Below are 26,852 nucleotides of genomic sequence, written 5' to 3' on the forward strand. Positions count from 1 at the left end.
GCGGAATGTTCAGCGCAGGCCGCGCACGGTGTGTTTCGGTGCGCCTTGACCGGTGATCGCCGCGGTCACCTCGATCGCGTCGGCAGTGGCTCTCACGTCGTGGGTGCGGATCAGTGCCGCTCCCTTCTCGATGGCCAGCGCGGTGGCGGCGATCGTCCCGTACAGTCGATCCTGTGGACCGACCTCGCCGATGGCCTCTCCCACGAAATCCTTCCGTGAGATCGCCAGCAGAACCGGGTAGCCCGTGGCGGTGAACCGTTCGAGTTCGCGCAGCAGCCGCAGCGAATGGTAGGTGTTCTTCCCGAAGTCCGGGGTGGGGTCGATGATGATCCTGTCCTCGCGGACCCCTGCTGCACGGGCCGCCTCGGCGAGCTCGATGACGCCGGAGACGGTGGAGTCGACGACGTCACCGGCCTGCAGACCATAGCGGTTGCGGTGGGCGTCGGTGCGCGGATCCAATCCGCCTGTGTGGGAGCAGACGATGCCGACATCATTCCGGGCGGCCACCTCGGCGAGCTTCGGGTCGACCCCTGCCCAGGTGTCATTGAGCAGTCCCGCGCCGGCCTTGCAGGCCGCCTCGGCCACCTCATGGCGCCAGGTGTCGACGCTGATGAGCACGTGCGGATGGGACCGAGCCACGGCGTCGATGGTCGGGCACACGCGGTCGATCTCCTCGGCCACGGAGATCTCCCGACCGCGGCCGGCGCGCACCCCTCCGATATCGACGATCTGGGCACCGGCGGAGGCGGCGGTCCCCACCGCGGCGATCGCCTCGTCGAGGGTGGCGGCAGATTCGTAGAAGGAATCGGTGGTGCGGTTGATCACGGCCATGATCGCCGGGGTGCCGGGCCGGGCGCGGGCCAGTTCGAACCGTTCGGACTCCGGCTGGCCGGCGGCGTCGCCCCTCACGGTCGGCCGTTCGCAGGTGAAAACACCGCGTAGTCCGTGCCGTGTCCCGGTCCGATCGCGGCAACGACTTCGTCGATGTCGTCGGTGAGCGTGAACATGTTCAGGTCCGCTTCGCTGATCGTCCCCGCGGCCAGAAGGGTGTTCTGCATCCAATCGACGAGCCCGCTCCAGTAGTCAGTGCCGACGAGCACGATCGGGAATGACGTGATCTTGCCGGTCTGGACCATGGTGAAGGCCTCGAACAGCTCGTCGAGTGTGCCCAGGCCGCCGGGCATGACGACGAATCCGCGCGAGTATTTGAGGAACATGGTCTTGCGGACGAAGAAGTAGCGGAAGTTCACGCCGAGTTCGACGTGCTCGTTGAGTCCGGTCTCGAAGGGCAGCTCGATGCCCAGCCCGATGGACACTCCCCCGCCCTCACAGGCTCCGCGGTTGCCGGCCTCCATGATTCCGGGCCCCCCGCCGGTGATGATCGCGTTGCCGTTCTCCGCAAGGCGGCGGGCGATCTCTCGGGTGTCCGCATACGCCCGGGTGCCGGCTTTCAGACGGGCGGACCCGAAGATCGACACGGCCGGGCCGATCTCGGCCAGCGAGCCGAATCCTTCGACGAACTCGGCTTGGATGCGCATGACCCGCCACGGGTCCTCATGCACCCAGTCGGTGCCGGACTTCGATTCGAGGAGACGCTGGTCCGTCGTCGTCTTCGGCACCTGGTCACCGCTGAGACGCAGCGGGCCCTTGCTGTAGTAGCCAGGGTCGCCGGTAGGGTCGTCCGTCGAATCGCCTGCCGGGTCGCCGGTCGAATCGTCTGTCGATCTGGTCATCTCATTCACCGGCCCTGAAGGTAGCTGCGCAGAGTTGCGGTGGCCTGGTCCACCTCGGCGACTCTCACATGCTCATCCGACTTGTGAGCATACAGCGGGTTGCCGGGACCGAAATTCACTGCCGGAATTCCCAGTGCGCTGAATCGGGACACATCGGTCCAGCCGAGCTTCGGGGCCGGGGACAGTCCGAGCGTATCGATGAAGTCCTGGGCGATGGCCCTGTCGAGTCCGGGGCGCGCACCTTCTGCGGCATCGGTGACGACGACGTCGAATCCGGTGAAGAACTCGCGCAGGAAGGACTCCGCCTCGGCGGCGGATTTGCTCGGAGCGAAGCGGTAGTTCACGGACACGACGCATTGGTCGGGCACGACGTTGCCGGCGACTCCCCCGCGGATGTTCACGGCGGACAGGGATTCGCGGTAGTCGAGGCCTTCGACCGTGACGGTGTCGGTCTCGAATTCGGCGAGCCTGGTGAGCACCTCGGCGGCGGAGTGGATGGCGTTGACGCCCATGAATGCACGTGCCGAGTGGGCGCGGACTCCAGTGGTGGTGACGTCGACGCGGATGGTTCCGTTGCAGCCGCCTTCGACTGAGGCGTTGGAGGGTTCGCCGAGGATCGCGAAGTCACCGGTGAGCCAATCGGGGTGATTGCGGGAGACTCGGCCGAGCCCATTGAGTGAGGCATCGACCTCTTCGTGGTCGTAGAAGACCCAGCTGACGTCGCGATTCGGTGCAGTCAGCGCGGCCGCCGTGGCCAGCTGCATCGCCACTCCGGCCTTCATGTCGCAGGCGCCCCGACCCCAGATGACCTCATCAGCGGGGTAGTTCTCTCCGGTCATATGGGTGCGCACAGGTGGAAGATTGTCTTCGACGGGAACGGTGTCGAGGTGGCCGGCGACGACGATGCGTTCGGCCAGGCCGAGGTTCGTGCGCGCGACGATGGTGTCTCCGTCGCGGAGGATCTCCAGGTCCGGGCCCGGCCCTGCGCTGATCCTCTCCAGCACGTCGACGACGGCATCGGCGAGGACGGTTTCGTTCCCGGACACGGATTCGACGGCGCACAGACGACCGGTGAGTTCGGCCGGGTCGCCCAGTGCGACGAACAGATATTCACCGAGGTCTCCGGCGGGCGCGAATATGGCATCAGTCTCAGCAGATGGATCGACAGTCATGTCTCTTAGCCTAGTACGGCGCCACCGTCTAGGCTTGAGGCATGACAGAACGCATTGTTTCCGCACGTGGACTCGCCACGATCCATTCCGATACCGTCCTCTCCGTCTGGTACCCCGCCTTGAGCAGCGGTGATACCCATCACACGGCCGAGGCGGCCGCCACCGCCCGCGCCGCCGATGACGGACTTGACGCGCTGGTGGGCACTGATGAGGCCCGCGGCACCCGTTCCGAGGTCGTCACGACCACGATCGATCTCGACGCCGGTCCCGCCTCGGCGGCCGATGCCTACCTGCGTCTGCACGCGCTGTCCCACCGCGTCGTGACCCCCAACGACGTCAACCTCGACGGTATCTTCGGTCATATCGCCAATGTCGTGTGGACCTCCTTCGGCGCCTGCTCGCCCGAGGACTTCGAGGCCACTCGCGCCAGACTGCTCGCCCGCGGTCCCGTCGCCGTCTACGGGCTCGACAAGTTCCCGCGGATGACGGACTTCGTCATCCCCTCCGGTGTGCGCATCGCCGATGCCGACCGTGTCCGTCTCGGCGCTCACCTGGCTCCCGGCACCACTGTCATGCACGAAGGCTTCGTGAACTTCAACGCCGGCACCCTCGGTTCGGCCATGGTCGAGGGCCGCATCTCGCAGGGCGTCGTCGTCGGCGACGGATCGGACATCGGCGGCGGAGCTTCGATCATGGGCACGCTCTCCGGCGGCGGCACTCACCGCATCTCCATCGGCTCGGGCAGCCTGCTGGGTGCGAATGCCGGTGTCGGCATCTCCATCGGAGATGACTGCATCGTCGAAGCCGGCCTCTACATCACTGCCGGCACCCGCGTGACTGTCCCCGGCGAAGGCGATGCCGTGGTCAAGGCCGCCGAGCTCAGCGGGAAGAACAACATCCTCTTCCGCCGCAACTCCGTCACCGGCACCGTCGAGGCGATCGCCCGCGACTCCAAGGGCATCGAGCTCAACCCCGACCTGCACTGATCGGCAGGCTGGTCGTTCGCAGCGACACCGCGCCGCGGCACTGCGGCTGAGGGCGCGTTCACATCATGTGGACGCGCCCTCAGCGCATTCACTCCTCGCCGACGCCAGGCATCCCACATGCTCCGCGACGAGTCACCCTGCTGCCGGCGAAACACCGTGCGAGTGCCATAACGCCCCGTTCCTAATGGGCAAAGAGCGCCTGCACGAGACCGAGCCGAGAATGCGCAACGGCGTCGGACAGAAGATTCTGCTCCGACGCCGTTGCGTGGGCTCGACGACACATGCGCCGAGGTGGGGCTCGACCGTCCGTTGTCACGTCGCTGACGTGTGGCCGGCTGAGCTGAAGGACTCAGCGTTCGCTGATGTCCGTGTAGTTCCGGTTGTATTCGCCTGTGTAGATCTGGCGAGGACGGCCGATCTTCGTCTCGGGGTCCTTGATCATCTCGCGCCACTGAGCGATCCAGCCGGGCAGACGACCGACCGAGAAGAGCACCGTGAACATATTCGTCGGGAAGCCGAGGGCCTTGTAGATGAGACCCGTGTAGAAGTCGACGTTCGGGTAGAGCTTGCGCTCGACGAAGTAGTCGTCGGCCAGCGCGATCTCCTCGAGCTGCTGAGCGAGCTCGAGCAGCGGGTCGCCGCCGGAGCGGGCGAGAACCTCGTCGGCCGTCTTCTTGATGATCTTCGCGCGCGGATCGTAGTTCTTGTACACGCGGTGACCGAAGCCCATGAGACGAACGCCGTCTTCCTTGTTCTTCACGCGCTCCATGAACTTCTTCGGTCCGTCATCGGAGGCCGCGATCTGCTCGAGCATCTCGAGCACAGCGGAGTTCGCGCCGCCGTGCAGCGGTCCGGCCAAGGCGTTGACTCCGGCAGAGATCGACTGGAACACGTTGGCCTGCGAGGAGCCGACGAGACGAACCGTCGAAGTCGAGCAGTTCTGCTCGTGATCGGCATGGAGGATGAACAGCTGATCCATGGCCTTGACCGCCAGCGGATCCGGTTCGTATTCCTCAGCGGGAACGCCGAAGTTCACGCGCAGGAAGTTCTCCACCAGGCTCAGCGAGTTGTCCGGGTGGATGACCGGCAGCCCCATGTTCTTCCGATGCGCAAGAGCTGCGATGGTCGGCATCTTCGCGAGCAGACGGAATGACGACGTGTCGATCTGATCTTCGTCAAAGACATCGAGGTCATCTTGGTAGAACGTCGACAAAGCCGCGACGGCAGCTGCAACCATAGGCATCGGATGAGCGTCGTACGGGAACGCACGGAAGAAGCGTCGCAGGTCCTCGTGGACGATGGTGTGTCCGCGCAGACGAGCGTCGAAGGCGTCGTACTGTTCCTGAGTCGGCAGCTCACCATAGATGAGGAGGTAGCAGACTTCGACGAAGTTCGACTGTTCCGCGAGCTGTTCGATCGGGTACCCGCGGTACTGCAGCTCACCGTTGTCACCATCGATGTAGGTGATGGACGACGAGGTGGTTGCAGTGTTGGCAAACCCTGGATCGTATGTGACCGCGCCAGTCTCTTTGAGCAGAGAACCGATACGGTATCCGTTGTTGCCCGCTGTTGCTGACACCTCGGGCAGTGTCAGCTCCGTATCAGCGATCCTGAGGTTCGCCTCCGAAGTCATTCGATCTCCTCACCGTTGACCGACCCCAAGAACTTCCTGAGGTGTTTTGCACAGTTCTTTCAAAGACTACCGACAACTGCGGGAATCAGAAAATCACTGCACGCTTCATATACTGGTCGGTAATACGTCTGACCAGGGAAAATAACAGTTTTTTGGCTTGCATGAAGTCTTAGCGGTGCCTTAGCGGACGCTCGGAACCCAGTGGTTCACAAGCGCCGTACCCCACCCCCGCCATCATTTCGCGGCGGCCCGAAGACGCTCGGCCGCGGCCCGGATCCGTTCGTCGGTGGCGGTCAGCGCAATTCGCACATGGTCGGCAGCCGCCGATCCGTAGAACTCACCGGGACCTGCGACGATGCCGAGTTCGGCGAGGTCAGCCAGGGACTGCCAGCAGTTCTTGTCTGCTGTCGACCACAGGTAGAGACCCGCGGTCGAATGATCGATGCGGAATCCGAACTCCTCGAGCCCAGTTCGCAGCTCCTCGCGCCGCGCCCGGTAGGTCTCCCTCTGCGCCAGCACGTGTTCCGTGTCGCGCAGTCCGGCGACCATGGCCTCCTGGATCGGGAAGGGCACGATCATGCCTGCGTGTTTGCGCGAGCGGGTGAGATCCGAGATGAGCTCGGCATCACCGGCGACGAACGCCGCTCGATAGCCGGCGAGATTCGACTGCTTCGACATCGAGTACACACTCAGCACGCCGGCGTTCGACTCCCCCGCGGCTGCAAGCACACTCGGTGCCGGCTCATCGGATTCCCAGTTGAGCAGTCCGTAGCATTCGTCCGACGCCACGACGACTCCGGCGGCGCGAGCACGGCGAACCACCTCGGCGAGGGTGCCGACGTCGAGGACCTCACCCGTCGGATTGCTCGGGGTGTTGATCCACAGCAGACCGATACCGTCCAACGAGACTCCGTCGACGACCTGAGCGGCGTCGATGCGGCGGCATTCGACACCCGCGATGGTCGCCCCCATCTCATAGGTCGGGTACGCGGCGGAGGGACAGGCGACGGCGAGCCCGCGTTCGCGCAGTCCCAACAGAGTGGGCAACCAGGCGACGAGCTCCTTCGAGCCGACGGTCGGCAGGATTTCGGCAGCGGGGTCGAGGTCGACCGAATGCCAGTTCTCATACCACCAGGCGATGGCTTCACGCAGCTGCCCCGTTCCGGCGGTCGTCGGGTAGCCGTGCGCATCTCCGGCCTCCGACAGGGCACGACGGATCACTTCGGGGGTGGGGTCGACGGGCGTGCCGATGGACAGGTCGCACACTCCGTCGGGGTGCTCGGCGGCCCGGTTGCGGTATTCCGTGAGTCGGTCCCAGGGATAGTCCGGGAGGTTGAGTCCGAAGGTGTTCGTCATCGGTCAGTCGTCGTGGTTCTGCGGCGGCAGAGCGGAGATGATCGGGTGGTCCTTGCCGGTGTTGCCGAGCTTCGCGGCGCCGCCGGGCGAACCGAGGTCGTCGAAGAATTCGACATTGGCCTTGTAGTACTCTTCCCATTCATCGGGCACATCGTCTTCGTAGAAGATGGCTTCGACGGGGCACACGGGTTCGCAGGCACCGCAGTCGACGCATTCGTCGGGGTGGATGTACAGGCTGCGTTCGCCCTCGTAGATGCAGTCGACGGGACATTCGTCGATGCAGGCCTTGTCCTTGAGGTCGACACAGGGCTGGGCAATGATGTACGTCACTGGGCTGACTCCTCGAAAGACTCACAGATGGTGCGCATATGCCTCCCACAATACGCCTCCGGGGGATTCCTGTGCTCACCGGTCTCAGGTGATTCGCATTGCATCTGACATCGCCGCTGCCGCCTGCGCCCGACCGGGGCGAGCGTGTCATAGGGTGGGAGGGCATCAATTTCGCGGAGGAAGGCCAGACGTGGACGATCTGCAGCCCGGCAGACGAGTGGTCGTGCGGTATTCGCTCGACCCCGGTCACACCCATTCGACGTCCGATGCCCTCGGCGTCGTCACAGCCGTCGACGAGTCGGGACTCGAGATCGATACCAAGCGCGGCCCCCTGCGCATCGCCCGTGCCCAGATCCTCCTCGTCCACGAGGTGCCCCCGGCTCCCACCAAAGCCGGACGCACCCACGAGATCGTCTCCGCCGTGGATCTGCGGCGCATCTCCGCGGCGGCCTGGCTGCCCCGCGATGTGTCCTGGCTGCACGTGGAGAACCTGCGCAACGAAGGCCCCGAGGCGGCCGCCGAGGTCAGCCTGCTGCAGAAGGGCTGGCTGCTGCGCCATTCGGAGTCCGCGACCCGCCGAGCCAATTCGTGCCTGCCCATCTCCGACACCGGTCTCGCGTGGGAACAGGGGCTCGACGCCGTCGAGGAGTGGTATCGGACCCGAGGCGAGCCCAGTCGTATTCAGATCTATTCGGCCGACGATTCCGCCGCGCTGGCTCCCGAGTGCGAAGGGCTCGCTCCCCTGCTCTCGGCCCGCGGCTACACCCCTTCAGAGGCGACCCTGCTGCTCACCGGCGCCACGAGCGAGGCCGCCGGCGGCGTGTCTTCCCCCGCCGAGGCGGCCGCTGCCGGTCTGCTCATCGACGTGAACGATGCGCCGACCTCCGAACACTTCGCCGCGTGGACGTCGCAGCGCAGCCCCGGTGAAGCACCGGGTTCGGCTGAGGCGTTCACGACACTCATCGAAGCCGATCAGCCGTGTGAGTTCGTCACCGCCTATGCCGAGCATCCCGATGGCTCCCGGACCATGGTTGCGGCCTGCAGAGTGGTCGAGCGCAGCAAATGGGGAGTCATCACCAACCTCATCACCCGTCCCGATCTGCGACGACGCGGTGCCGGGCGTTCAGTGGCCGCTGCTGCGGCGGCGCTGCTGTCTCAGCGCGGGGTTCGGTCCTACCTCGTCGACATCGAGTCGAGCAATGAGGCGTCGTTGAACCTCTTCGCCTCTCTCGGCGCGACTGTCCGACATCGGTCCTGGTACGCCGCAGCCCGCTGACCGGTCAGCCGGCCGGAATTCTGAAGCGAGGGCTCACCCCTTGCATTCGACCTTCTTCACCGGCCGGTAGACCGTGGTGAATCCGTCCTGTGTGGTCTGCCCCGAACTGATGTCCTTCATGGTCCGGGTGATCCGGATCGACCAGCCGCCCTTGGGCGACTGCGGAGTGCACGACGGTCCGCTTTCGGTGATCGACCCCGGTGAGGTGTGGTTGAACCGGTCCGAGGCGTCGGCGGACACATCGTATTTCTTGACGCCGAAGACCTTCGCATGCACCTCTCCGTCCTTGAGATACATGTCGAGAACGACCGGAGTCTTCGAGTTGTTCGTGAACTTCATATCGATCGAGGACCAGTCGAGGGTCGACTCCCGGCCTTCCGGGTATCGGGAGATATAGCGCGAATGCGCCTGATGCTCGTCGAGGTCGAATCCGGCGAAGAACGCGGCGTTGAACAGTGTCGTCGACACCTGTGAGACGCCGCCGCCGTAGTCCTCCTTCATCTGCCCATTCGAGATCACGCCGGCAGGTTTGTAGCCGTTGGCCGCTGTGCGCTGGCCCAGTGCTTCGTTGAGGGAGAACTGCTCGCCGGGTTGGAGCACGGTGCCGGAGACCTTCTTCGAGGCTACCCGCAGGTTGGTATCGCGGTTGGGCTCGGAACTGTACCCGGTGGAGAAGTGAGACACGGTGTCGGAGACATCTGCCTTCTTCGCATCTTTCGTCGTGAACTCGGGCTCGACGGAGGCCAGGGTGACGCTCGGCTTGTCCTCTTCGCCGTTGATGGCGTCGGTGACTGCGCCGGTGAGCTCCTTGGCCTTGATGCCGATTCCGTCACGAGAGGGCACGACCTCGGGTCTGCCGTCCTTGATCTCGAAACTCGCATCTTCGGCCGGTCGCCCGATGTCCTTGTTCGCGGCCAGCACGGACTTCTGCAGAGCCTCCTGATCGAAGACGGGTTCGAGCTTCGAGTCCGCGGCTTCGAATGTCAGAGTCTTCGCAATGGTCTTCGGGGATACGGTGAGGTCACCCCCCTTGACCTCGGAGTCCGCATCCTTCCCAGGCTTCGCCGTGATCGTGAGGTCCTTGCTCACGGCGTCTTTCGCGAATCCGTCGGCCATGTCTTCGGCTTCGGCCGTGGTGATCTCGGGATCGACGCGCGTCGGGCTGACCGGCAGAGCATCCTCGGTGCGCAGCCAGTGTTCTTCGACGGCGGTGCGCACGGCGGCGGAGTCGACGGTCTGGCCCTTCGTGCCGTCCGTGACCTTCGGTGTGGTCTTGTCGAACTCGAGTTCGGCGTCTGTCGGTTCGACGGCCAGTGATTCGGCGACCTTCGCCGCTGCCTTGTCGAACTTCTCCTCATCGACCTTGATGACGGGGTCGACGTCGTCATCACCGAAGAGCCGGTGCCAGATGACGGTGGGATCGAGGCTGAAGCCGGTGACGCGATCGACGGTGGCTTCTGTGTCGACGGTGATTCCGGCCTCCTCCGGGTCGAGCTCCGCGGTCGGCTCGCCCGCCTTGAAGACGATGCTCTTCTCTGCGTCATCGCCCAGATCATTGCGCAGGGTGTTCTCGGCTTCCGTCGCGGACTTTCCCCCGATGTCGACTCCGGCCACGGTCGTCCCCGGTGCCAGCACACGTCCGCTGAAGAAGCCGATCACCACATAGATGGCGGCAAGCACGAGAACGGCCAGGAGAATGAAGGGCCAGATCTTCTTCGTCCGGGCATCCCTGCGGGACGGGTCGGGCCCGCCGGGGTTCGAAGGTCCATCGGACAAGGTGTTGGTCGGCATCATTCTCCCGAGGGTGTCGATATCGACTGATTCGCTGCGGTTCGGACGAGTCTAGCGAGTGCGATCGCGCCGGCGCACGTTGATGAAGGAGAAGACAGCGGCCAGGACCATCGGTCCGAGCAGCCACACAACGGAACGCAGCAGACCGGTGACGATCATATCGGCGCCGGGCAGCCATTTCGGCTGGCCGAAGACGAAGGACAGCACGGCGATGATGACGGCAGCCAGAAGCATCGGGGCGCTGCTGCGGTACATCGTCTTCAGGTGCCACAGGCCCGCCGCGGCCAGGGCCAGCGCCAGCGCGAGTCCCCACGGCACGATGATCGGGGTCGCACCGACATCGACGACAGTGACGTTGAGGTGCTGCATGGTGCCGAGGAAGGCGATGAGCAGTCCGAGGACGGCAGCGTGGAGGTAGGCGACGATTCCGGGCTTCCGCGGCTCGCGACGACGTCGGGCAGGCGCGGCCGCTGCCGCGCTCTCCTGGGCGTCGACCGCGGCGATGTCGAGTCCGGTGAGCACGTGCGGGGCCGGTCCGGCGGTCAGCATCTCGGACGGGATCGGAGTCCCTGCACCGATCGAGAAGTATTCGCGATCGCCGATCTTCTGGCCGACACCGTTCGACAGGGCGAAGAAGCCGCCGGACACGCTCACCTGGGTGCGATGGGCCGCGAGTGCCGCCCGTTTGGACGGCAGCACCGAGGCGACGTCCTGGTCGACGACGATCTGCCCGACCGGAGGTTTGGCGGGGATCGTCTCGGCGGCGACGAAACCTGTGGCGGCGAACCCGTCCTGGTCGGGGTCGAACGAACGGCGGGCCACCTCGGTGGGGGTATCGACGCATAGGAGCCGACCGGCCCGCCACTCGGCGAGGTCGACGGCCAGACTCGTGGCCTCGTGCACGCGCACATGATCGGGGTGGCCGTAGCCCCCGTTGGCGGCGTAGGTGATGACCGCATGCGGTTCGAAGGCATCGATGACGGCGGCGATGTGTCGGGCCACGGTCGTGATATCAGCTGCGCACAGTGCGTTGTCGGTCATCGATGCCGCTGGTCGGGCGTGCCCGTCCGGTCCCCATTCCATGCCCGAATCTTCGAAGGTGCGCGTGGTCCCGCCGAGGAAGGTGTGCATGCGCACCCCGAGGGCGCGCATCGCCTCGGCGATCTCCTGCTCGCGGACCCGGGCGAGACCGGCACGGTCACCCTCGAGCTGCTTCAGCTCTGCCGGGATGACCTCGCCGCCCTCGCCGCGAGTGGCGGTGAGCACCATGACCTCGGCACCTTCGGAGACCAACGCGGCGATCGTGCCGCCCGTCGTGATCGTCTCATCGTCGGGATGAGCGTGCACGAGGAGGACGCGTGGCGTAACAGTCATTGGTTCCTGGGTGCTCGAGGTCATTCGGTGTTGCCGGATCAAGGATTCCGGCTCAGGCGTTCTGGCGACGCAGCTTCGCGTAGAGCTTGGCGCGTTCCTTCTGATCGAGTTCGACCTTGCGGATGCGGATGGCACCCGGGGTGACCTCGACGCATTCGTCCTCACGGGCGAATTCGAGGCTCTCCTCGAGGGTCAGCTTGCGCGGCGGGGTGAGGTTCTCGAAGCTGTCCGCCGATGCCGAACGCATGTTCGTCAGCTTCTTCTCCTTCGTGATGTTGACGTCCATGTCGTCGGCGCGGGAGTTCTCGCCCACGATCTGGCCCTCATAGACCTCGGAGGTCGGTTCGACGAAGAAGGTGCCGCGGTCCTGCAGGTTGATCATCGCATACGGGGTCACGGATCCGGCACGGTCGGCCACGAGAGAGCCGTTGATGCGGAACTCGATGTTGCCGGCCCACGGTCCGTATCCGGCCGAGATCGTGTTCGCGATTCCGGTGCCGCGGGTCTCGGTGAGGAACCGAGTGCGGAAGCCGATGAGGCCGCGGGCGGGAACCTTGAACTCCATCCGCACCCAGCCGGTGCCGTGGTTCGTCATCGTCGACATGACGCCCTTGCGGGCAGCCAGCAGCTGGGTCACGGCGCCGAGGTAGTCCTCCGGCACGTCGACCGTGAGCTCTTCGAAGGGTTCGTGGACCTTGCCGTCGACCTGCTTCGTCACGACCTGAGGTTTGCCGACCGTGAGCTCGAATCCTTCACGGCGCATCTGCTCGACGAGGATGGCCAGAGCCAGCTCACCGCGCCCCTGGACCTCCCAGGCGTCAGGGCGTTCGGTCGGAACCACCTTGAGCGAGACGTTGCCGACGAGCTCCTGGTCGAGGCGGTCCTTGACCATGCGGGCGGTGACCTTCGTGTTCTTCTCACGGCCGGCCAGCGGGGAGGTGTTGATGCCCACGGTCATCGAGATCGCCGGATCGTCGATGACGATCGCCGGCATCGGCTTCGGGTTGTCGATGTCGGTGAGCGTGTCACCGATCATGATGTCGGGAATGCCGGCGACGGCGACGATGTCACCTGCCGAAGCCTCGGTGGCGGGCACGCGGTCGAGGCCCTGAGTTTCGAGCAGTTCGGTGATCTTCACCGAGCTGATCTCGTCACCGCGGGCCCAGGCGACCTGCTGCCCCTTCTTCAGGGTGCCGCCGAAGATGCGCAGCAGCGCCAGACGGCCGAGGAACGGTGAGGCGTCGAGGTTCGTGACATGCGCCTGGAGGATGCCGTCCGAGTTGATCTCCGGTGCCGGGATCGTCTCGAGGATCGTCTTGAACAGCGGCTCGAGGTCGGGGTTGTCCGGGACCGCTCCATCGGCGGGCTGTTCGAGGGAGGCGGCACCTGCCTTCGCGGCGGCGAAGACGACGGGCACGTCGAGAACGGAGTCGACATCGAGGTCGGGCACTTCGTCGGCGAGGTCGGAGGCCAGTCCCAGGAGCAGGTCCTGGGCTTCCTCGACGACTCCGTCGATGCGGGCGTCGGCCCGGTCGGTCTTGTTGATCACGAGGATGACGGGCAGCTTCGCGGCCAGCGTCTTGCGCAGGACGAAGCGGGTCTGCGGCAGCGGACCTTCCGATGCGTCGACGAGGAGGACGACGCCGTCGACCATGGACAGTCCGCGTTCGACCTCTCCGCCGAAGTCGGCGTGGCCCGGAGTGTCGATGACGTTGATGACGATGGGGTCATCGCCGGCCGAGGGGCCGTTGTAGAGGACGGAGGTGTTCTTCGCGAGAATGGTGATGCCCTTCTCGCGTTCGAGGTCGCCTGAATCCATGACGCGTTCGGCGAAGTCGCCGTGTTCGCTGAACACACCGGTCTGCCGGAGCATGGCATCGACCAGCGTGGTCTTGCCGTGGTCGACGTGTGCGACGATTGCTACGTTTCGGCGGTTGTCCCGTCGTGTGATGGCTTCAGTCATCAAGAACCTTTTTGAGATAGAGAGATCGGTCCAGCCCGGACCCAACAGACAATTATACGGCCACCTGCACGCTCTCGCGTGCAGGTGGCCGTCAGTTCGGTCGGACTCAGGCGTTCATCGTGGCCGCCAGGACCGCATCGCGGGCCTCGCGGCGCTTGCGCTGCTCCTTCGGGTCCGGCACCGGGACCGCAGACAGCAGACGCTGTGTATACGGGTGGACCGGATTGGACACGACCTGTGAGGACTTGCCGATCTCGACGAGGTAGCCGTGGCGCATCACCGCGATGCGCTCGGCGATGCGTTCGACCACGGCCAGGTCGTGGCTGATGAACAGACACGCGAAGCCGTATTCCTTCTGCAGACCTTCGAACAGGTCGAGGACCTTCGCCTGCACGGACACGTCGAGCGCCGAGGTGGGCTCATCGGCGATGAGCAGCTTCGGACGCAGTGTCAGGGCGCGGGCAATGCCGATGCGCTGACGCTGACCGCCGGAGAGCTCATGCGGATAGCGGTTGCGCATCGAGGTCGGCAGTTCGACTGCGGTCAGCAGCCCCTCGACCCGTTTGCTCAGCTCCGGACCTTTCATCCCCTCGTGGAGATACAGAGGTTCGCCGATCGACTCGCCGACGGGCAGACGCGGGTTGAGCGAGGAGCCGGGATCCTGGAAGACGATCCCGACCTCTTTGCGCAGGGGACGCATCTGCCTGTTGCTCAGCCCCTTGATGCTCGTGCCGTTGACGACCAAGTCGCCTTCGACCGTGGGCAGCAGCCCGAGAGCAGCTCGCCCGATCGTGGTCTTGCCCGACCCCGACTCCCCCACCAGTCCCACGACCTCTCCCGGGGCGATCATCAGATTGATGTGGTGCGCGGCGCGGAAGGCCTTCTTCCGCCCCGATGCCGGATACTCGATCGCGGCGTCGCGCAGCTGCAGCGCCGACGGCTTCGAGAAGTCCGCCTGCGAACCGGGATGGTAGTAGGTCTCTGTCGAGTCCATTTCGATGCGGTGATCGTCCCGACCCGCCTCGGCGAGCTCCCGGGATTCGGAGTCCAGATCGTTCGTGCGGTTCGCACCCCCTTCTGCCACGGTCGCCGAACCCGCATGCGTGGCATCCAGCGAATCGCGGGAACCGTCGTGGTGGGGATCGGTCTCGTCAGCACCGCGGCGTCCGAAGGCGGTGGCCCCGACATCGTCGAGACTCGAGCCGAACACCGCACCGTCTTCTCCGGCACCGAGGTGCGGCACCGCGTCGAGGAGCTGCTTGGTGTAAGCGTGCTGCGGGTCGTAGAAGATCTCCTCCGCCGTCCCGGTTTCGACGACCTTTCCCGCTCGCATGACGATGATCCGGTCGGCCATATCGGCCACCACTCCCATGTCATGCGTGATCAGGATGATTCCGGCGTCGAGCTTCGACTTCAGGTCCCGCATGAGCTTGAGGATCTCGGCCTGCACCGTCACGTCGAGCGCGGTGGTCGGCTCGTCGGCGATGAGCAGCTTGGGCTGACAGGCCAGAGCCTGCGCGATCATGATGCGCTGGCGCTGACCTCCTGAGAGCTGGTGCGGGAACGAGTGGAACCGGTCCTCGGGGTCCGGGATCTCGACGAGGCGCATGAGCTCGAGTGCCCGTTCCTTCGCCTCGTTGGGCCCGATCTCGAGGTGGACGCGCAGCGTCTCCATGATCTGGAAGCCAGCGGTGTAGACCGGGTTGAGCGCGGTCATCGGCTCCTGGAAGATCACGGAGATCTCGTTGCCCCTGACCTTCTGCATGTGCTCCGGTGGCATACCGATGAGCTGGGTGCCGCCCAACTTGGCCGAACCGGTGGCGCGGCCGTTGCTCGGCAGCAGACCGAGCAGCGACATGCTCGACTGCGACTTGCCCGATCCGGATTCCCCGACGATCGCAAGGACCTCGCCCGCATTCACGGTATAGGTGAGGTGCTCGGCGGCCATCCACCATTCGTCGCCGACCCAGAAATTCACTCCGAGGTCGTCGACCTCGAGGATCGGGGACCCGTTCTCCGACTGCGATCGGGCATCTGCTGTCTTCTCAGCCATCACTTCGCCCCTTTCTGCGCCATGCGCTCGGCCTTCTTCATCTTCCTCCAGCTCGGGATGGTCTTCATCCGCGGGTCGAACGCATCGCGCAGACCGTCACCGATGAAGTTCACACACAGAGCGATGACGATGATGAACAGGCCCGGCCACCAGAACAGCCACGGACGAGTGGCGAAGGCGGTCTGGTAATCGCTGATGAGTCGGCCCAGCGAGATGTCCGGCGGCTGAATTCCGAAGCCGAGGAAGCTCAGCGCCGCTTCGAGGACGATGGCCTGGCTCATCAGCAGAGTCGTATTGACGATGATGACACCCATCGCGTTCGGCAGCATGTGCTTGAACATGATCCGGAAGTCGCTTGCTCCGGCCACACGTGCCGAATCGACGAACTCGCGTTCGCGCAGCGACATGAAGTCACCGCGGACGAGACGTGCCAGCCCGGTCCACAGCACACCGCCGAGGACGACACCGAGCATCGCACCGCCGGTGCCCGAGACGAGCTTGCCGAGGATGGCGCCGACGACGATCGTCGGCAGAATGATCACACCGTCGGTGACGCGCATGAGGATGGAGTCGACCCATCCGCGGTAGTAGCCGGCCAGCGCGCCGACGAGCGTCCCGATCACCAGTGAGACGGCTCCGATGATGAGCATCACCATGATGGAGATCTGCGTGCCCTTCATCACCCGCGCGAAGTTGTCGCGGCCGATCTCGTCCTGTCCGAACGGATGCGATCCGGGGCTGAAGATGTTCGACGTCGTCCAGGTCGGTGCGCCCCCGGGGTTGACGACGGTCCCCGATGCGGTGTGGCTGTGGACCCACCATCCGGGGATGGGGCCGACGCCGAGGGCGCTGTAGGAGAAGACTGCGACCGCGGCGAAGACCACAAGCCCGATGATGGCGCCCTTGTGCCGGAAGAACTTGCGCAGAACTATCCGCCCCTGGGACAGACCTTCGGTCTCCTTGGCTTCGATGGCGTTGTCGCCGACCTCATCGAGGACGTCTGCCTGTTGCTTGTCGTTGTTGGTACTCATGCGTTCACTCGGATTCTCGGGTCGAGGACGGCATAGAGGAAGTCCGCGACCAGGTTGGCGATGATGGCGAGCAGACCCGTGATGACGATGTACGCCATGATCGGATCGAGTTCGGACTGCCGCATCGAATCGATGAAGAGCTTGCCCATACCGTTCCAGCCGAAGATCGTCTCCGTGATGACGGCGCCGCCGATCATCGTGATGATGTCGACGGGAACGATGGACGCCAGCGGCAGCAGCGCATTGCGCAGGGCATGTCGCATGATCACCGTGCGCTCGTTGAGACCCTTTGCGCGCGCCGTGCGGATGTAGTCCTGACCCATCACTTCGAGCATGGATCCGCGGGTGTAGCGGGTGTAGGAGGCGAACGAGATGAGGATCAGCGCGATCGACGGCAGCAGCAAGTGGGTGAAGTTGTCGAGGTTGCTGATCCAGAAGTCGCCGTCGACATTGGGTGTGGCCGCGCCGATCGTCGCGATCGGTCGATTGTTGATAGCGGGATGATCGGAGTACTCCCGCCATCCTTGCAGCACCCTGTCGGCGAAGATGAGGACAGCGATGATGGCGGCGGTGAAACTGGTCGTGCGCACGGTGTCCCAGGGATCTGGTCCGCGGAACGCGAGTCCGACTGCGAGGGCGACGCCGATCGCGACGACGAACAGGCCGAACATCCACAGCCAGTTCATCTCCACGTAGTAGAAGAGGTACTGCAGCGGCATGTAGAGCAGTGCGCCGATGGCCGCGGTGGTCAGGGTCGCATAGAGGACCCGCCGATTGCGCAGACCGGTCGACAGGAAGGTCATGACCACGGCCGCACCGAAGCCGATGACGATGATGCCGACGATGCCGATGCTCGGCTCCTGCAGCCATCCGCTGGCGAGGATGTAGTAGACCGTGGCGAAGGTGACGACGGCGGCGGTGGCGAAGGTGATGACGCGACGTCTCCCGCTGCCGCCGAATGCCCCCATCCAGAACAGCCCCATGCCCAGACAGGCGATGATGATCGGCCACCACGAGCTCAGCGTCGGATCGTTGATGAAGTTGTTGATGTCGATCGCTCCGTACTGCTTGAGCAGAACCGCGACCCAGAACACGGGCAGCGAGTAGAGGAGGAACGAGACGAAGGTGATGAAGTAGTCGAAACCCGAATACTGACGGATCGCCGAGATCATGCCGACGGCGACGCCGAGGATGATGGCGACCAGGGTCGCAGCGGTGATGAGCTTGACCGTGTTGACGATCGCGCCCTGCAGCTGATCGGTGACTTCCTGACCGGACTTCCACGCGATGCCGAGATCGCATTGCCCGACGAGGCAGCCACCCGCACCCGCGAGCCATTTGAAGTACCGCACGACCGCAGGGGTGTCGAGGTCGAGGAGCCGACGACGGGACTCATAGAGCGCTTCGATGTTCGGTGAGGTGCTCGACCGCAGATCCCAGAAGAAGTCCAGGGCGACGTTGAGGAGGAGGTAGAGGACGAAGGTGACGACGAGCAGCACGAGTGCGGTCGACAGGAGTCGTCTGAGGATGAATCTGATCATAGTGGGGGCTTCCGTTTCAATCTTCCGAAAACGCTGCTGTGGGGATCACACAGTGATCCCCACAGCAGCTGGGGTGGAGAAGAACCGACCGCAACGAGGTGCGGATCAGTTGACTTCCCACTCCCAGTAGTTCCAGAACATCGTCGGCGACACCGAGGTCGACTTCACATTGCTGATGCTGTCGCGGTAGATCGTCAGTTCGGGGAACTGGAAGATCGGCGCACCGAAGGCATCCTCGGTCAGCTGCTTCTCGAGCTGGGTCGACAGATCCTCCTGCTCGTCCTCAGACGACACCAGCAGCTTGTCGAGGATCTTGTCGGTCTTCTCGTTCGAGTAGCCACCGTAGTTGTTCTGAGCACCGGTGCGGTAGTTCGCATCGGACTCCGTGACTCCGGTGCCCTCCGACTGCCACCCGAACAGCGAGACGTCGTAGGTGCCGTCGCCGAGGCGGGTGCCCCAGTTGACGTCTCCGACGTCCTTCATCTTGAAGCCGGCCTTCTCGGCCGATTCCTTGATCAGCTGGAACTCCTGCTGACGACGGGAGTTCGTGTTGTCGTACATCACGCGGACGCTCGGGCTGTCGACTCCGGCGTCTTCGAGCAGCTTCTTCGCCCCGTCGATGTCGACGCTCTCGAGATCCTTCATACCGTTGCCTTCGACGATCCCGTCGTACATCGGCGAGCCCGGCGCCTGGGTGAAGGAATCGCGGACCTGAGCGTTCTCATTGAGCGGCTTGATGATCTTGTCGACGATGTCCTGACGAGGCACCGTCTTGAGGAAGGCCTGACGGACCTTCTTCGCCGTGTCCTCATCGCCCCCGTAGGAGGCCGGGTCGAAGGATCCTTTGTTGTCGAAGGTGAAGTCGACGTGTTCGTAGGTCGCACCGTCAGCGGCGTCGACGGTCACCCCGTCAAGGCCTTCGGCAGCCGAGAGCACGTCCGCTGTGGCCTGCGGCTGCGTGACGTCGACCTCGCCGTTCTCGATCGCCTGGACCATGGCCATCGGGTCGCCGTTGTAACGGACGGTCACCGTGTTCACCTTCGGCTTGAGCGGGCCGGAGTAGTTGTCGTCGAGTTCGAGGGTGACGTACTGGCCTTCGACGAAGTCCGTCATCTTGTACGGGCCCGAGTGGACGAGGAGGTCCTCGTCATCGGGCATCGAGGTGAAGTCGAATCCGGTGTTCCAGGTGTTCGAGATCTTCGACAGCGCCTCGGTGTCCTTGTCCTTGATCGCGTCGAGGATGGCCTGCTTGCCTTCAGCTGCATCGTCGACGCCCAGCGCCTTCTTCGCGACGATGTGGGCGGGCACACCGACGCCGTCGGCACCGATGCCGAACTCGGTCTGCCAGTCGGCGTAGGGCTTCGAGTATTCGAAGGTGATCTCCTTGCCGTCGTCGGAGATCTCGGGGAAGTCTTTGATCAGTGCCGAACCGGCGGTCGACGAGTCGAAGTAGACGGTCTTGGCGTCGTTCTCCTTGACGCTGCCGTCATCGGCGTTGTTCGACTCCACGGTGTTGAAGTTCGCCGAGGTGCCGGCCCACGTCAAGGCGAGGTCAGCAGCGTCGACAGGGGTGCCGTCCGACCATTTGGCATCGTCGTTGAAGGTGTACTTGACCTTGAGCGGGTCTTCGGACACCTGCTCAACCGATCCGAGTGCGCCGTCCTGGACTTCGAGGTCTCCGTCGTAATACCCGAAGTTGTCGTTCATCATGTAGGTCAGGATGGCGTTGGACACCGCATTGCCGTTCGCGGTCATGGTGTTCATCGAGCGGAAGGACTCGTTCCATCCGACGTTGATGATCGAGTCGTCCGAGCCGCCCTCTTCGTCGTTGCCGCCGGGGGGCGTGCAGGCAGTGAGCACCATTGCTGCTGCGGCGACGGATGCTCCGGCCGCGAGGAAGCGCTTGTTCACGTTCTCTCCTTGTTGTCATAGGGCGAGTAACCCTCTTGCCTGCGCCCCAAGTCCGGGGCGCACTCCGGTCATTCCACTTCCAGGCCGGAAGTGTGACCGCTTTCATGTTTCTCACATGGAATGCATCAAAGCTAATCTAATCAGCACTGTGACCGAGTCCGCATACTGAGCATATTCGACAATTGTTACCGTTTCGAGACCAGGGAAATATGCACGAAACTTCGAGTCTCAATGGATAGGATGTACAGGTGGCCAACAGTGAGATCGACCCCCATTCAGGGAACATTCAGCCGACGATCGTGCGGACGACGAGTTCGACCGTCCTGTTCGTCGTCGTCGCCGGCCTCTGCGCCCTCGGCGTGGCGTCGATCGTCCTCGGCGACTTCACTCTGCGCGGCCTCGCCGCTGCGGGCATCCCGCTGGCCGTCGGCACTATGGTCTGCGTCTTCTACCGGTATCCCCGTGTCGAGCTGCACCGACAGCAGCTCGTGCTCGTAAATCCGCTGCAGACCGTGACGATCCCGTGGAACCTCGTCGACGGCTTCGAAACCCATTTCGGGCTGAGCGTGCGCACCCACGAGAAGACGTACGCCTCATGGTCGCTGTCCGGCAAGGGCAAGAAGTGGGAGAAGGATGAGCACGGTATGCGCAGGCTCGTCGAGAATCCGAGCCCGGCCGTCGATTCCGTATTCGAACGCTATTCGTCGCTCAGCGACGCAGAACTGGCCAACCCCGGCGGGCGGCGTGTCATCGAGACGCGCTGGAACATCGGCATCATCGCCGTCGGTCTGTCAGCCATCGCCTGGGCGCTCATCGGCTTCGCGGCGCTGCCGAGCTGAGGACCGAGCTGGGGTCACCAGCCGCGTTCGCGCCACTCCCCCAGTTTCGGACGCTCGTCGCCCAGGGTCGTCGAGTCCCCATGCCCGGGCAGCACAAGAGTCTCGTCCGGAAGCTCATCGAAGACCCGGGCCTCGAGGTCGTCCATGAGAGAGGTGAAGTCCTCGGCCGACCAGGTCTTGCCCGGCCCGCCGGGGAACAGCGAGTCACCGGAGAACAGGATCGTCTGGCCCCCGTCGCGCAGAAGCAGTGCGATCGAACCGGGAGTGTGCCCGCGCAGTGCGATCGCCTGGAGGACGAAGCCGCCGAAGTCCCCGACGTCGAGGTGGTCGACGGAATGCGCGATCTCCACTCCTTCGGCCTCGGTGATGGCGGCCGCATCCGCGGCTCCGGCGATGGTCATCGCTTCCGGATGATTCGCCGAGGTGGCCGGCAGTGCCCGAATATGATCCCAATGCCGATGGGTGGTGATGATCGCCCGCAGCGTGGGTTCGGCTTCCGTGTCCTGTGCGCTCGAGCCGATGAGCTCGGTGATCGCCTCGGCGTCGTCGGCGGCGTCGATGAGCACCTGGGAGCCGGTCTCCTTGGCGGTGAGCAGGTAGACGTTGTTGGCCATGTCGGATACCGCGATAGAGCGGATGACGACGTGTTCGGTGTCGATCGTATTCATTTCCACACTCCTCATTCTGTGCTGATGCTGCGAACTGTTCAGGAACTGGTCACCAGACTCCGCGGGTGTACTGCGGAGGGTAGGGTCCGGGTTCGACTCCGAGGACGTGGGCGGCACGCTGCGGCCACGAGGGTTCGCGCAGAGCGGCTCGGGCCATGAAGATCGCATCGGCCTGTCCCGTGCTGAGAATGGTCTCGGCCTGCTTCGGATCGGTGATGAGTCCGACGGCGCCGGTCGGCACACCTTCGGCGCGGATCGCCGCGGCCAGGGACACCTGGTAGCCGGGGCCGATGGGGATCCGCACCGGATAGTTCCCGCCCGAGGAGACGTCGATGAGGTCGACTCCGGCGACCGACAGGGCACGACTGACCTCGGCGGCTTCGGCGACGTCGAAACCGCCCTCGGTCCATTCGCTGGCCGAGATGCGCACGAACACCGGCACGTTTTCGCCGACCTCGGAGCGCACGGCCGCATAGATCTCGTGGAGCAGACGGGACCGGCCTGCAAGGTCGCCGCCGTATTCGTCGCTGCGCTGGTTCGACAGCGGCGACAGGAAGGAATGGAGCAGGTAGCCGTGGGCCGCGTGGAGTTCGACGAGGTCGAATCCGGCGTCGATCGAACGGCGGGCGGCAGCTGCGAAGGCGGCGACCACCTCGGCGATGTCGTCCTTCGTCATCTCCGCGGGCTCGGCCAGCTGCGGATAGGCGATGGGACTGGCACCGAGGGTGGGCCATCCGCCCGCGGATTCGGGGACGCTGCCTTTCGGCTCTCCCGAGAAGGGTCGATAGGTGCTGGCTTTGCGGCCCGCGTGGGCGAGCTGGATGCCGATGACAGAACCCTGCGAATGGACGAAATCGACGACGGCCGACCATGATTCGGCTTGGTCGTCGTTCCAGATCCCGGCATCCTGCGGGGAGATGCGGCCTTCGGGGACGACGGCGGAGGCTTCGGTGAGGATGAGCCCGAATCCGCCTTGCGCCCGGGCGCCGAGGTGGACGAGATGCCAGGGGCCGGGCATTCCGTCTTCGGCTTCGCAGGAGTACTGGCACATCGGGGCCAGCCAGATGCGATTGGGAATCTCTGTGCCGCGCAGCGTCAGCGGTTCGAACAGCTCAGTCATGCCATCAGTCTGCCAGTTCCGTGCGAGCTCAGACAGCGATCCCGAATACCGGACCAGCGAGGACGGTCCCCCAGGTGATGCGTTCGAGGCTCAGTCGAGTCCGGTGTCCTCGCCCAGTCCGCCGCAGAATTCCTGGATGTGATCGACGACGATGTCGGGGTGTTCGACCATCGGCAGGTGTGCGGCGTCCGGGATCGTGACGAAGTGCGCACCCTCGATCTGCTCGGCCATCGCCGACATCGCCTCCGGGGTGCAGCCGGGATCCTGGGCGCCGGCCATGACCAGTGTCGGGGTGGTGATCGAGCCGAGCTTCCCGCTCACGTCATAGGTCTTCAGCGCCGAGGCGGCAGCGATATAAGCCTCGTCATCGACCAGGGCGAGGTCGGAGAGGATGAGGTGCCCGGTGGCGATGTCCTCGCCAAGGAATCCGGCGGCGAACCACCGATCGGCGGTGTCATCGACAAGTCCGCGTGTGCCGTCGGAGCGGACCTCCGCGATGCGTTCGTCCCAGGTTTCCGGGGTGCCGAACTTCTCGGCCGTCGCACAGGCGACGAGACCGGTGAGTGAATCGGGATGGTTGAGCGCCAGGGTCAGTCCGACGCCGCCGGAGATCGAGACCCCGCAGTAGGCGAAGGACTCCACCCCGAGTTCGGCGAGGGACTCGACGACACCGGAGGCCAGCGCTTCGACCGTCAGCGGGGCGGCCGCCTCGGCGAGGGAATCACCGGCGGTCACGGTGTGTCCGGGCAGGTCGGTGAGGTAGATCTGGAAATCGTCGGCCAGACGTGCGGCCACGGGCGTCCACAAGGGCATCCTGGTGCCCAGAGCGTTGCCGAAGACGATGACGGGAGAACCGGGATTGTCGTTGAAGGCACGGACGGCGATGCGCATGGAGGCTCCTTGTGAACTTCAGGTGCGAGAGGATTTCGACTGGTGACGACGGGGGCGACGCGCTGGATTCGACGGGAAAGCTGAGTCGGGATCGGTCAGGAGTCTGTCGTTGACAGCCTACCGCCGGAGTACTCGAGATAACAGCTCGGGCACAGCGACTCATAGGTCACGGAATTGCCGTCGATGGCGACCTGATCGCCATCGAAGATGAACGCTCCGTCGACGAGGCGGCCGTTGAACATCGCCTTGCGACCGCAGCGGCAGATCGTCTTGAGTTCTTCGAGGGTGTGCGCGATCTCGAGCAGTCGGGCCGAACCGGGGAACGCCTTCGTCTGGAAGTCCGTGCGGATTCCGTAGCACATCACCGGCACCGAGGAGGCGGTCGCGATGCGCATGAGCGAATCCACTTGGACGGGGCTGAGGAACTGCGCTTCGTCGATGAGCAGACACGCGACCGGGATCTTCGGGGCATCGATGGACTCGATGAGGGCATCGTGGTCGACATAGTCGGCATGTTCGGCGTAGATCCGCTCGACGTCACCGTCGGCGGGGATGACGAAGTCGACCTCACGGGTCACGCCCAATCGGGACACGATCTGCGATGCGCCCTTGGTGTCGATCAGCGGCTTGGCCAGCAGCACGCGCTGGCCGCGTTCCTCGTAGTTGAAGGCCGCCTGCAGAAGAGCGGTCGACTTGCCGGAATTCATCGCCCCGTACCGGAAGTAGAGTTTGGCCACTGTCGTCCTCTTTCTGTTGTCCGTGCCGACACAGAAGACTACCGGGTGCCACCGTCAGATGTGAGCACCGTCATCGGACTGGCCCGCCTACCGAAATGGCCCAGAAGGTAGGATGGAGGGCGATAAACCCCAAGAAGATGCGGAGTGGTCCTTAACTATGGCTAAAATCATTTACACGCGCACGGATGAAGCGCCGCTTCTGGCGACGTATTCGCTCAAACCGATCATCGAAGCCTTCGCCACGTCGGCCGGTGTCGAGGTTGAGACCAGGGACATCTCTCTCGCCGCACGCGTGCTGGCCCAGTTCAACGACCGTCTGCCTAAGGACCAGCAGGTCGGCGACGCACTCGCGGAGCTGGGGGATCTCGCCAAGACCCCCGATGCCAACATCATCAAGCTGCCCAACATCTCGGCATCCGTTCCGCAGCTGAAGGCGGCGATCACCGAACTGCAGTCCCAGGGCTACGACCTGCCCGCCTACCCGGAAGAGCCTTCGACCGATGAGGAGAAGGACGTTCGGGCACGCTACGACAAGGTCAAGGGCTCGGCCGTCAACCCGGTGCTGCGCGAGGGCAACTCCGACCGTCGCGCTCCGCAGGCCGTGAAGAACTTCGCCAAGGCCCACCCGCATTCGATGGGCGAATGGTCGAAGGACTCGAAGACCCGCGTCGCCACCATGGGATCGGGAGACTTCCGCGACAACGAGAAGTCCGTGGTCATCGAGGCCGATGACACCCTGTCGATCCGCCTGCGCACCGCCGCCGGAGAGACGACGGTCCTCAAGGAGTCCCTGCCCGTTCTGGCCGGCGAGATCGTCGACTCGACGAAGATGAACGCCGCAGCCCTCGACGAATTCGTCAAGGACCAGATCGCCGCGGCCAAGGCCGACGGCGTCCTCTTCTCCGTCCACCTCAAGGCCACGATGATGAAGGTCTCCGACCCCATCCTCTTCGGCAAGGTCATCGAAGCCTTCTTCCCCGACGTCTTCGCCGAATACGGTGACGTCCTCGCCGAGGCGGGGCTGACCTCCGACAACGGACTGGCCGCCATCCTCGCCGGACTCGACACCCTGCCCGCCGACGCAGCAGCCGGAGTCAAGGCCGGAATCGAGAAGGGGCTGGCAGACGGGCCCGACCTGGCCATGGTCAACTCGCACAAGGGCATCACGAACCTCCACGTGCCCTCCGACGTCATCGTCGATGCCTCCATGCCCGCGATGATCCGCGTCGGCGGCAAGATGTGGAACAAGGACGACCAGACCCAGGACACCCTGGCCGTCATCCCCGACTCCTCCTACGCCGGCGTCTACCAGACCGTCATCGAGGACTGCCAGGCCAAGGGCGCGTTCGACCCGCGGACCATGGGCACCGTGCCCAATGTCGGTCTCATGGCCCAGAAGGCCGAAGAGTACGGCAGCCATGACAAGACCTTCGAGATCCGGGAGGCCGGCACCGTCGAGGTCGTCAACTCCGCCGGCGACGTGCTCATGAGCCACGAGGTCGCCGCCGGTGACATCTGGCGCGCCTGCCAGACGAAGGACATCCCCGTCCGCGACTGGGTCAAGCTCGCCGTCACCCGTGCCCGCCTGTCCGAGACCCCGGCCGTGTTCTGGCTCGACGAGACCCGCGCCCACGACCGCAACATCAAGGCGAAGGTCGAGGAGTACCTGCGTGACCACGACACCGAGGGCCTGGACATCCGCATCATGAACCCGGTGGAGGCCACTCAGTTCTCCATCGACCGCATCCGTGAGGGCAAGGACACCATCTCGGTGACCGGCAACGTGCTCCGCGACTACAACACGGACCTGTTCCCGATCCTCGAACTCGGCACCTCGGCGAAGATGCTCTCCGTGGTCCCGCTCATCGCGGGCGGCGGACTGTTCGAGACCGGTGCCGGCGGCTCGGCTCCGAAGCACGTCGAGCAGCTCGTCGAAGAGAACCACCTGCGGTGGGACTCCCTCGGTGAGTTCCTGGCCCTGGCAGAGTCCTTCCGCCACGAGTTCAACGTCCACGGAAACGAGCGGGCCGGTGTGCTGGCCGACACCCTCGACGCCGCAACCGGCAAGTTCCTCGAGGAGAACAAGTCTCCGTCGCGCAAGGTCGGCGAGATCGACAACCGCGGCAGCCACTTCTACCTCACCCTCTACTGGGCCCAGCAGCTGGCCGAGCAGACCTCGGACGAAGCTCTGGCCGAGGCCATCGCCCCCGTGGCGAAGGCACTGACCGAGAAGGAGGACGCCATCGTGGCCGAGCTCCTCGAGGTGCAGGGCAGCCCCGTCGATCTGGGAGGCTACTACTACCCGAACGACGCGAAGACCGAAACCGCCATGCGGCCTTCGGCCACGCTCAACGAGATCATCTCCTCCCTGAGCAAGACCGTCTGATCGACTGGACGAGCCATCGGGTGATCATCTGATCGTCCGATAGGAACACAGAACGAGTCCC

21 protein-coding genes are annotated in these 26,852 nt (G+C 64.6%); 4 read left to right on the forward strand and 17 right to left on the reverse strand.

Features of this window, described 5'->3' with window-relative positions:
• Positions 1-9: 9 nt before the first annotated feature.
• From folP to dapE, 3 genes are read right to left on the reverse strand one after another with little or no spacing between them, the layout of a single operon-like run.
• Complete coding sequence (gene folP / locus AD89_RS0102210; protein ID WP_025776974.1) at positions 10-909, reverse strand: dihydropteroate synthase; 900 nt, start codon at positions 907-909, stop codon at positions 10-12.
• Positions 906-1,733, reverse strand: coding sequence for a TIGR00730 family Rossman fold protein (locus tag AD89_RS17955; RefSeq protein WP_025776975.1), 828 nt, complete (start codon positions 1,731-1,733; stop codon positions 906-908). Before AD89_RS17955 ends, folP begins: the two co-directional genes overlap by 4 nt.
• Positions 1,734-1,738: 5 nt before the next feature.
• Positions 1,739-2,905 (reverse strand): succinyl-diaminopimelate desuccinylase, encoded by a 1,167-nt coding sequence (dapE, locus tag AD89_RS0102220; RefSeq protein WP_025776976.1) that lies wholly within the window; start codon positions 2,903-2,905, stop codon positions 1,739-1,741.
• Between the two features lie 41 nt (positions 2,906-2,946).
• On the opposite strand from dapE, the gene dapD reads away from it, so the two are divergent.
• Entirely contained in the window at positions 2,947-3,891 is a 945-nt protein-coding gene (gene dapD / locus AD89_RS0102225; RefSeq protein WP_025776977.1) for a 2,3,4,5-tetrahydropyridine-2,6-dicarboxylate N-succinyltransferase, read from the forward strand.
• A 349-nt stretch (positions 3,892-4,240) separates the two neighbouring features.
• On the opposite strand, the gene AD89_RS0102230 is transcribed toward dapD, so the two are convergent.
• From AD89_RS0102230 to fdxA, 3 genes are all read right to left on the reverse strand, one after another.
• On the reverse strand, positions 4,241-5,524 hold the full coding sequence (locus tag AD89_RS0102230) for a citrate synthase (RefSeq protein WP_025776978.1): 1,284 nt from the start codon (positions 5,522-5,524) through the stop codon (positions 4,241-4,243).
• Positions 5,525-5,758: 234 nt separating this feature from the next.
• Positions 5,759-6,880 (reverse strand): succinyldiaminopimelate transaminase, encoded by a 1,122-nt coding sequence (gene dapC, locus AD89_RS0102235; protein ID WP_025776979.1) that lies wholly within the window; start codon positions 6,878-6,880, stop codon positions 5,759-5,761.
• Between the two features lie 3 nt (positions 6,881-6,883).
• Positions 6,884-7,210: a ferredoxin gene (gene fdxA / locus AD89_RS0102240; RefSeq protein WP_025776980.1), complete on the reverse strand. Its 327-nt coding sequence runs from the start codon at positions 7,208-7,210 to the stop codon at positions 6,884-6,886.
• 190 nt (positions 7,211-7,400) lie between these two features.
• On the opposite strand from fdxA, the gene AD89_RS0102245 reads away from it, so the two are divergent.
• Entirely contained in the window at positions 7,401-8,486 is a 1,086-nt protein-coding gene (locus AD89_RS0102245) for a GNAT family N-acetyltransferase (protein WP_025776981.1), read from the forward strand.
• A 33-nt stretch (positions 8,487-8,519) separates the two neighbouring features.
• Here AD89_RS0102245 and AD89_RS0102250 read toward each other — a convergent pair whose 3' ends face one another.
• The 7 genes from AD89_RS0102250 to AD89_RS0102280 form a co-directional block, all read right to left on the reverse strand.
• Entirely contained in the window at positions 8,520-10,280 is a 1,761-nt protein-coding gene (locus AD89_RS0102250) for a VanW family protein (RefSeq protein ID WP_231488363.1), read from the reverse strand.
• Between the two features lie 48 nt (positions 10,281-10,328).
• Entirely contained in the window at positions 10,329-11,651 is a 1,323-nt protein-coding gene (locus tag AD89_RS0102255) for a PIG-L family deacetylase (RefSeq protein ID WP_025776983.1), read from the reverse strand.
• Positions 11,652-11,703: 52 nt separating this feature from the next.
• Positions 11,704-13,614 (reverse strand): translational GTPase TypA, encoded by a 1,911-nt coding sequence (gene typA, locus AD89_RS0102260; RefSeq protein WP_025776984.1) that lies wholly within the window; start codon positions 13,612-13,614, stop codon positions 11,704-11,706.
• Between the two features lie 106 nt (positions 13,615-13,720).
• Positions 13,721-15,667, reverse strand: a complete 1,947-nt coding sequence (locus AD89_RS0102265; RefSeq protein ID WP_035319678.1) for an ABC transporter ATP-binding protein — start codon at positions 15,665-15,667, stop codon at positions 13,721-13,723.
• Positions 15,667-16,698: an ABC transporter permease gene (locus AD89_RS0102270; RefSeq protein ID WP_025776986.1), complete on the reverse strand. Its 1,032-nt coding sequence runs from the start codon at positions 16,696-16,698 to the stop codon at positions 15,667-15,669. The genes AD89_RS0102265 and AD89_RS0102270 overlap by 1 nt, the downstream gene beginning before the upstream one ends.
• Positions 16,695-18,239, reverse strand: a complete 1,545-nt coding sequence (locus AD89_RS0102275) for an ABC transporter permease (RefSeq protein ID WP_025776987.1) — start codon at positions 18,237-18,239, stop codon at positions 16,695-16,697. Before AD89_RS0102275 ends, AD89_RS0102270 begins: the two co-directional genes overlap by 4 nt.
• 105 nt (positions 18,240-18,344) lie before the next feature.
• Positions 18,345-20,150, reverse strand: coding sequence for an ABC transporter family substrate-binding protein (locus tag AD89_RS0102280; RefSeq protein WP_025776988.1), 1,806 nt, complete (start codon positions 20,148-20,150; stop codon positions 18,345-18,347).
• A gap of 248 nt (positions 20,151-20,398) precedes the next feature.
• Between AD89_RS0102280 and AD89_RS0102285 the strand changes: the two genes are divergently transcribed.
• Entirely contained in the window at positions 20,399-20,989 is a 591-nt protein-coding gene (locus AD89_RS0102285; RefSeq protein WP_025776989.1) for a hypothetical protein, read from the forward strand.
• A gap of 14 nt (positions 20,990-21,003) precedes the next feature.
• On the opposite strand, the gene AD89_RS0102290 is transcribed toward AD89_RS0102285, so the two are convergent.
• The 4 genes from AD89_RS0102290 to AD89_RS0102305 all read right to left on the reverse strand — a co-directional run bounded on the left by AD89_RS0102290 (position 21,004) and on the right by AD89_RS0102305 (position 24,405).
• Entirely contained in the window at positions 21,004-21,657 is a 654-nt protein-coding gene (locus AD89_RS0102290) for an MBL fold metallo-hydrolase (protein ID WP_025776990.1), read from the reverse strand.
• Positions 21,658-21,706: 49 nt separating this feature from the next.
• The gene (locus tag AD89_RS0102295) at positions 21,707-22,777 is read right to left on the reverse strand and encodes an NADH:flavin oxidoreductase/NADH oxidase (RefSeq protein ID WP_025776991.1); all 1,071 of its coding nucleotides are present in this window, start codon (positions 22,775-22,777) and stop codon (positions 21,707-21,709) included.
• 90 nt (positions 22,778-22,867) lie between these two features.
• Entirely contained in the window at positions 22,868-23,668 is an 801-nt protein-coding gene (locus AD89_RS0102300) for an alpha/beta fold hydrolase (protein WP_025776992.1), read from the reverse strand.
• Between the two features lie 95 nt (positions 23,669-23,763).
• A complete protein-coding gene (locus AD89_RS0102305; protein WP_025776993.1) occupies positions 23,764-24,405 on the reverse strand; it encodes a thymidine kinase in 642 nt (213 codons plus the stop codon).
• Between the two features lie 157 nt (positions 24,406-24,562).
• Between AD89_RS0102305 and AD89_RS0102310 the strand changes: the two genes are divergently transcribed.
• Positions 24,563-26,791: an NADP-dependent isocitrate dehydrogenase gene (locus AD89_RS0102310; protein ID WP_025776994.1), complete on the forward strand. Its 2,229-nt coding sequence runs from the start codon at positions 24,563-24,565 to the stop codon at positions 26,789-26,791.
• The last annotated feature ends 61 nt before the right edge of the window (positions 26,792-26,852 follow it).

This window comes from Brevibacterium sp. VCM10 (assembly GCF_000583215.1).
Lineage (GTDB): Bacteria > Actinomycetota > Actinomycetes > Actinomycetales > Brevibacteriaceae > Brevibacterium > Brevibacterium linens.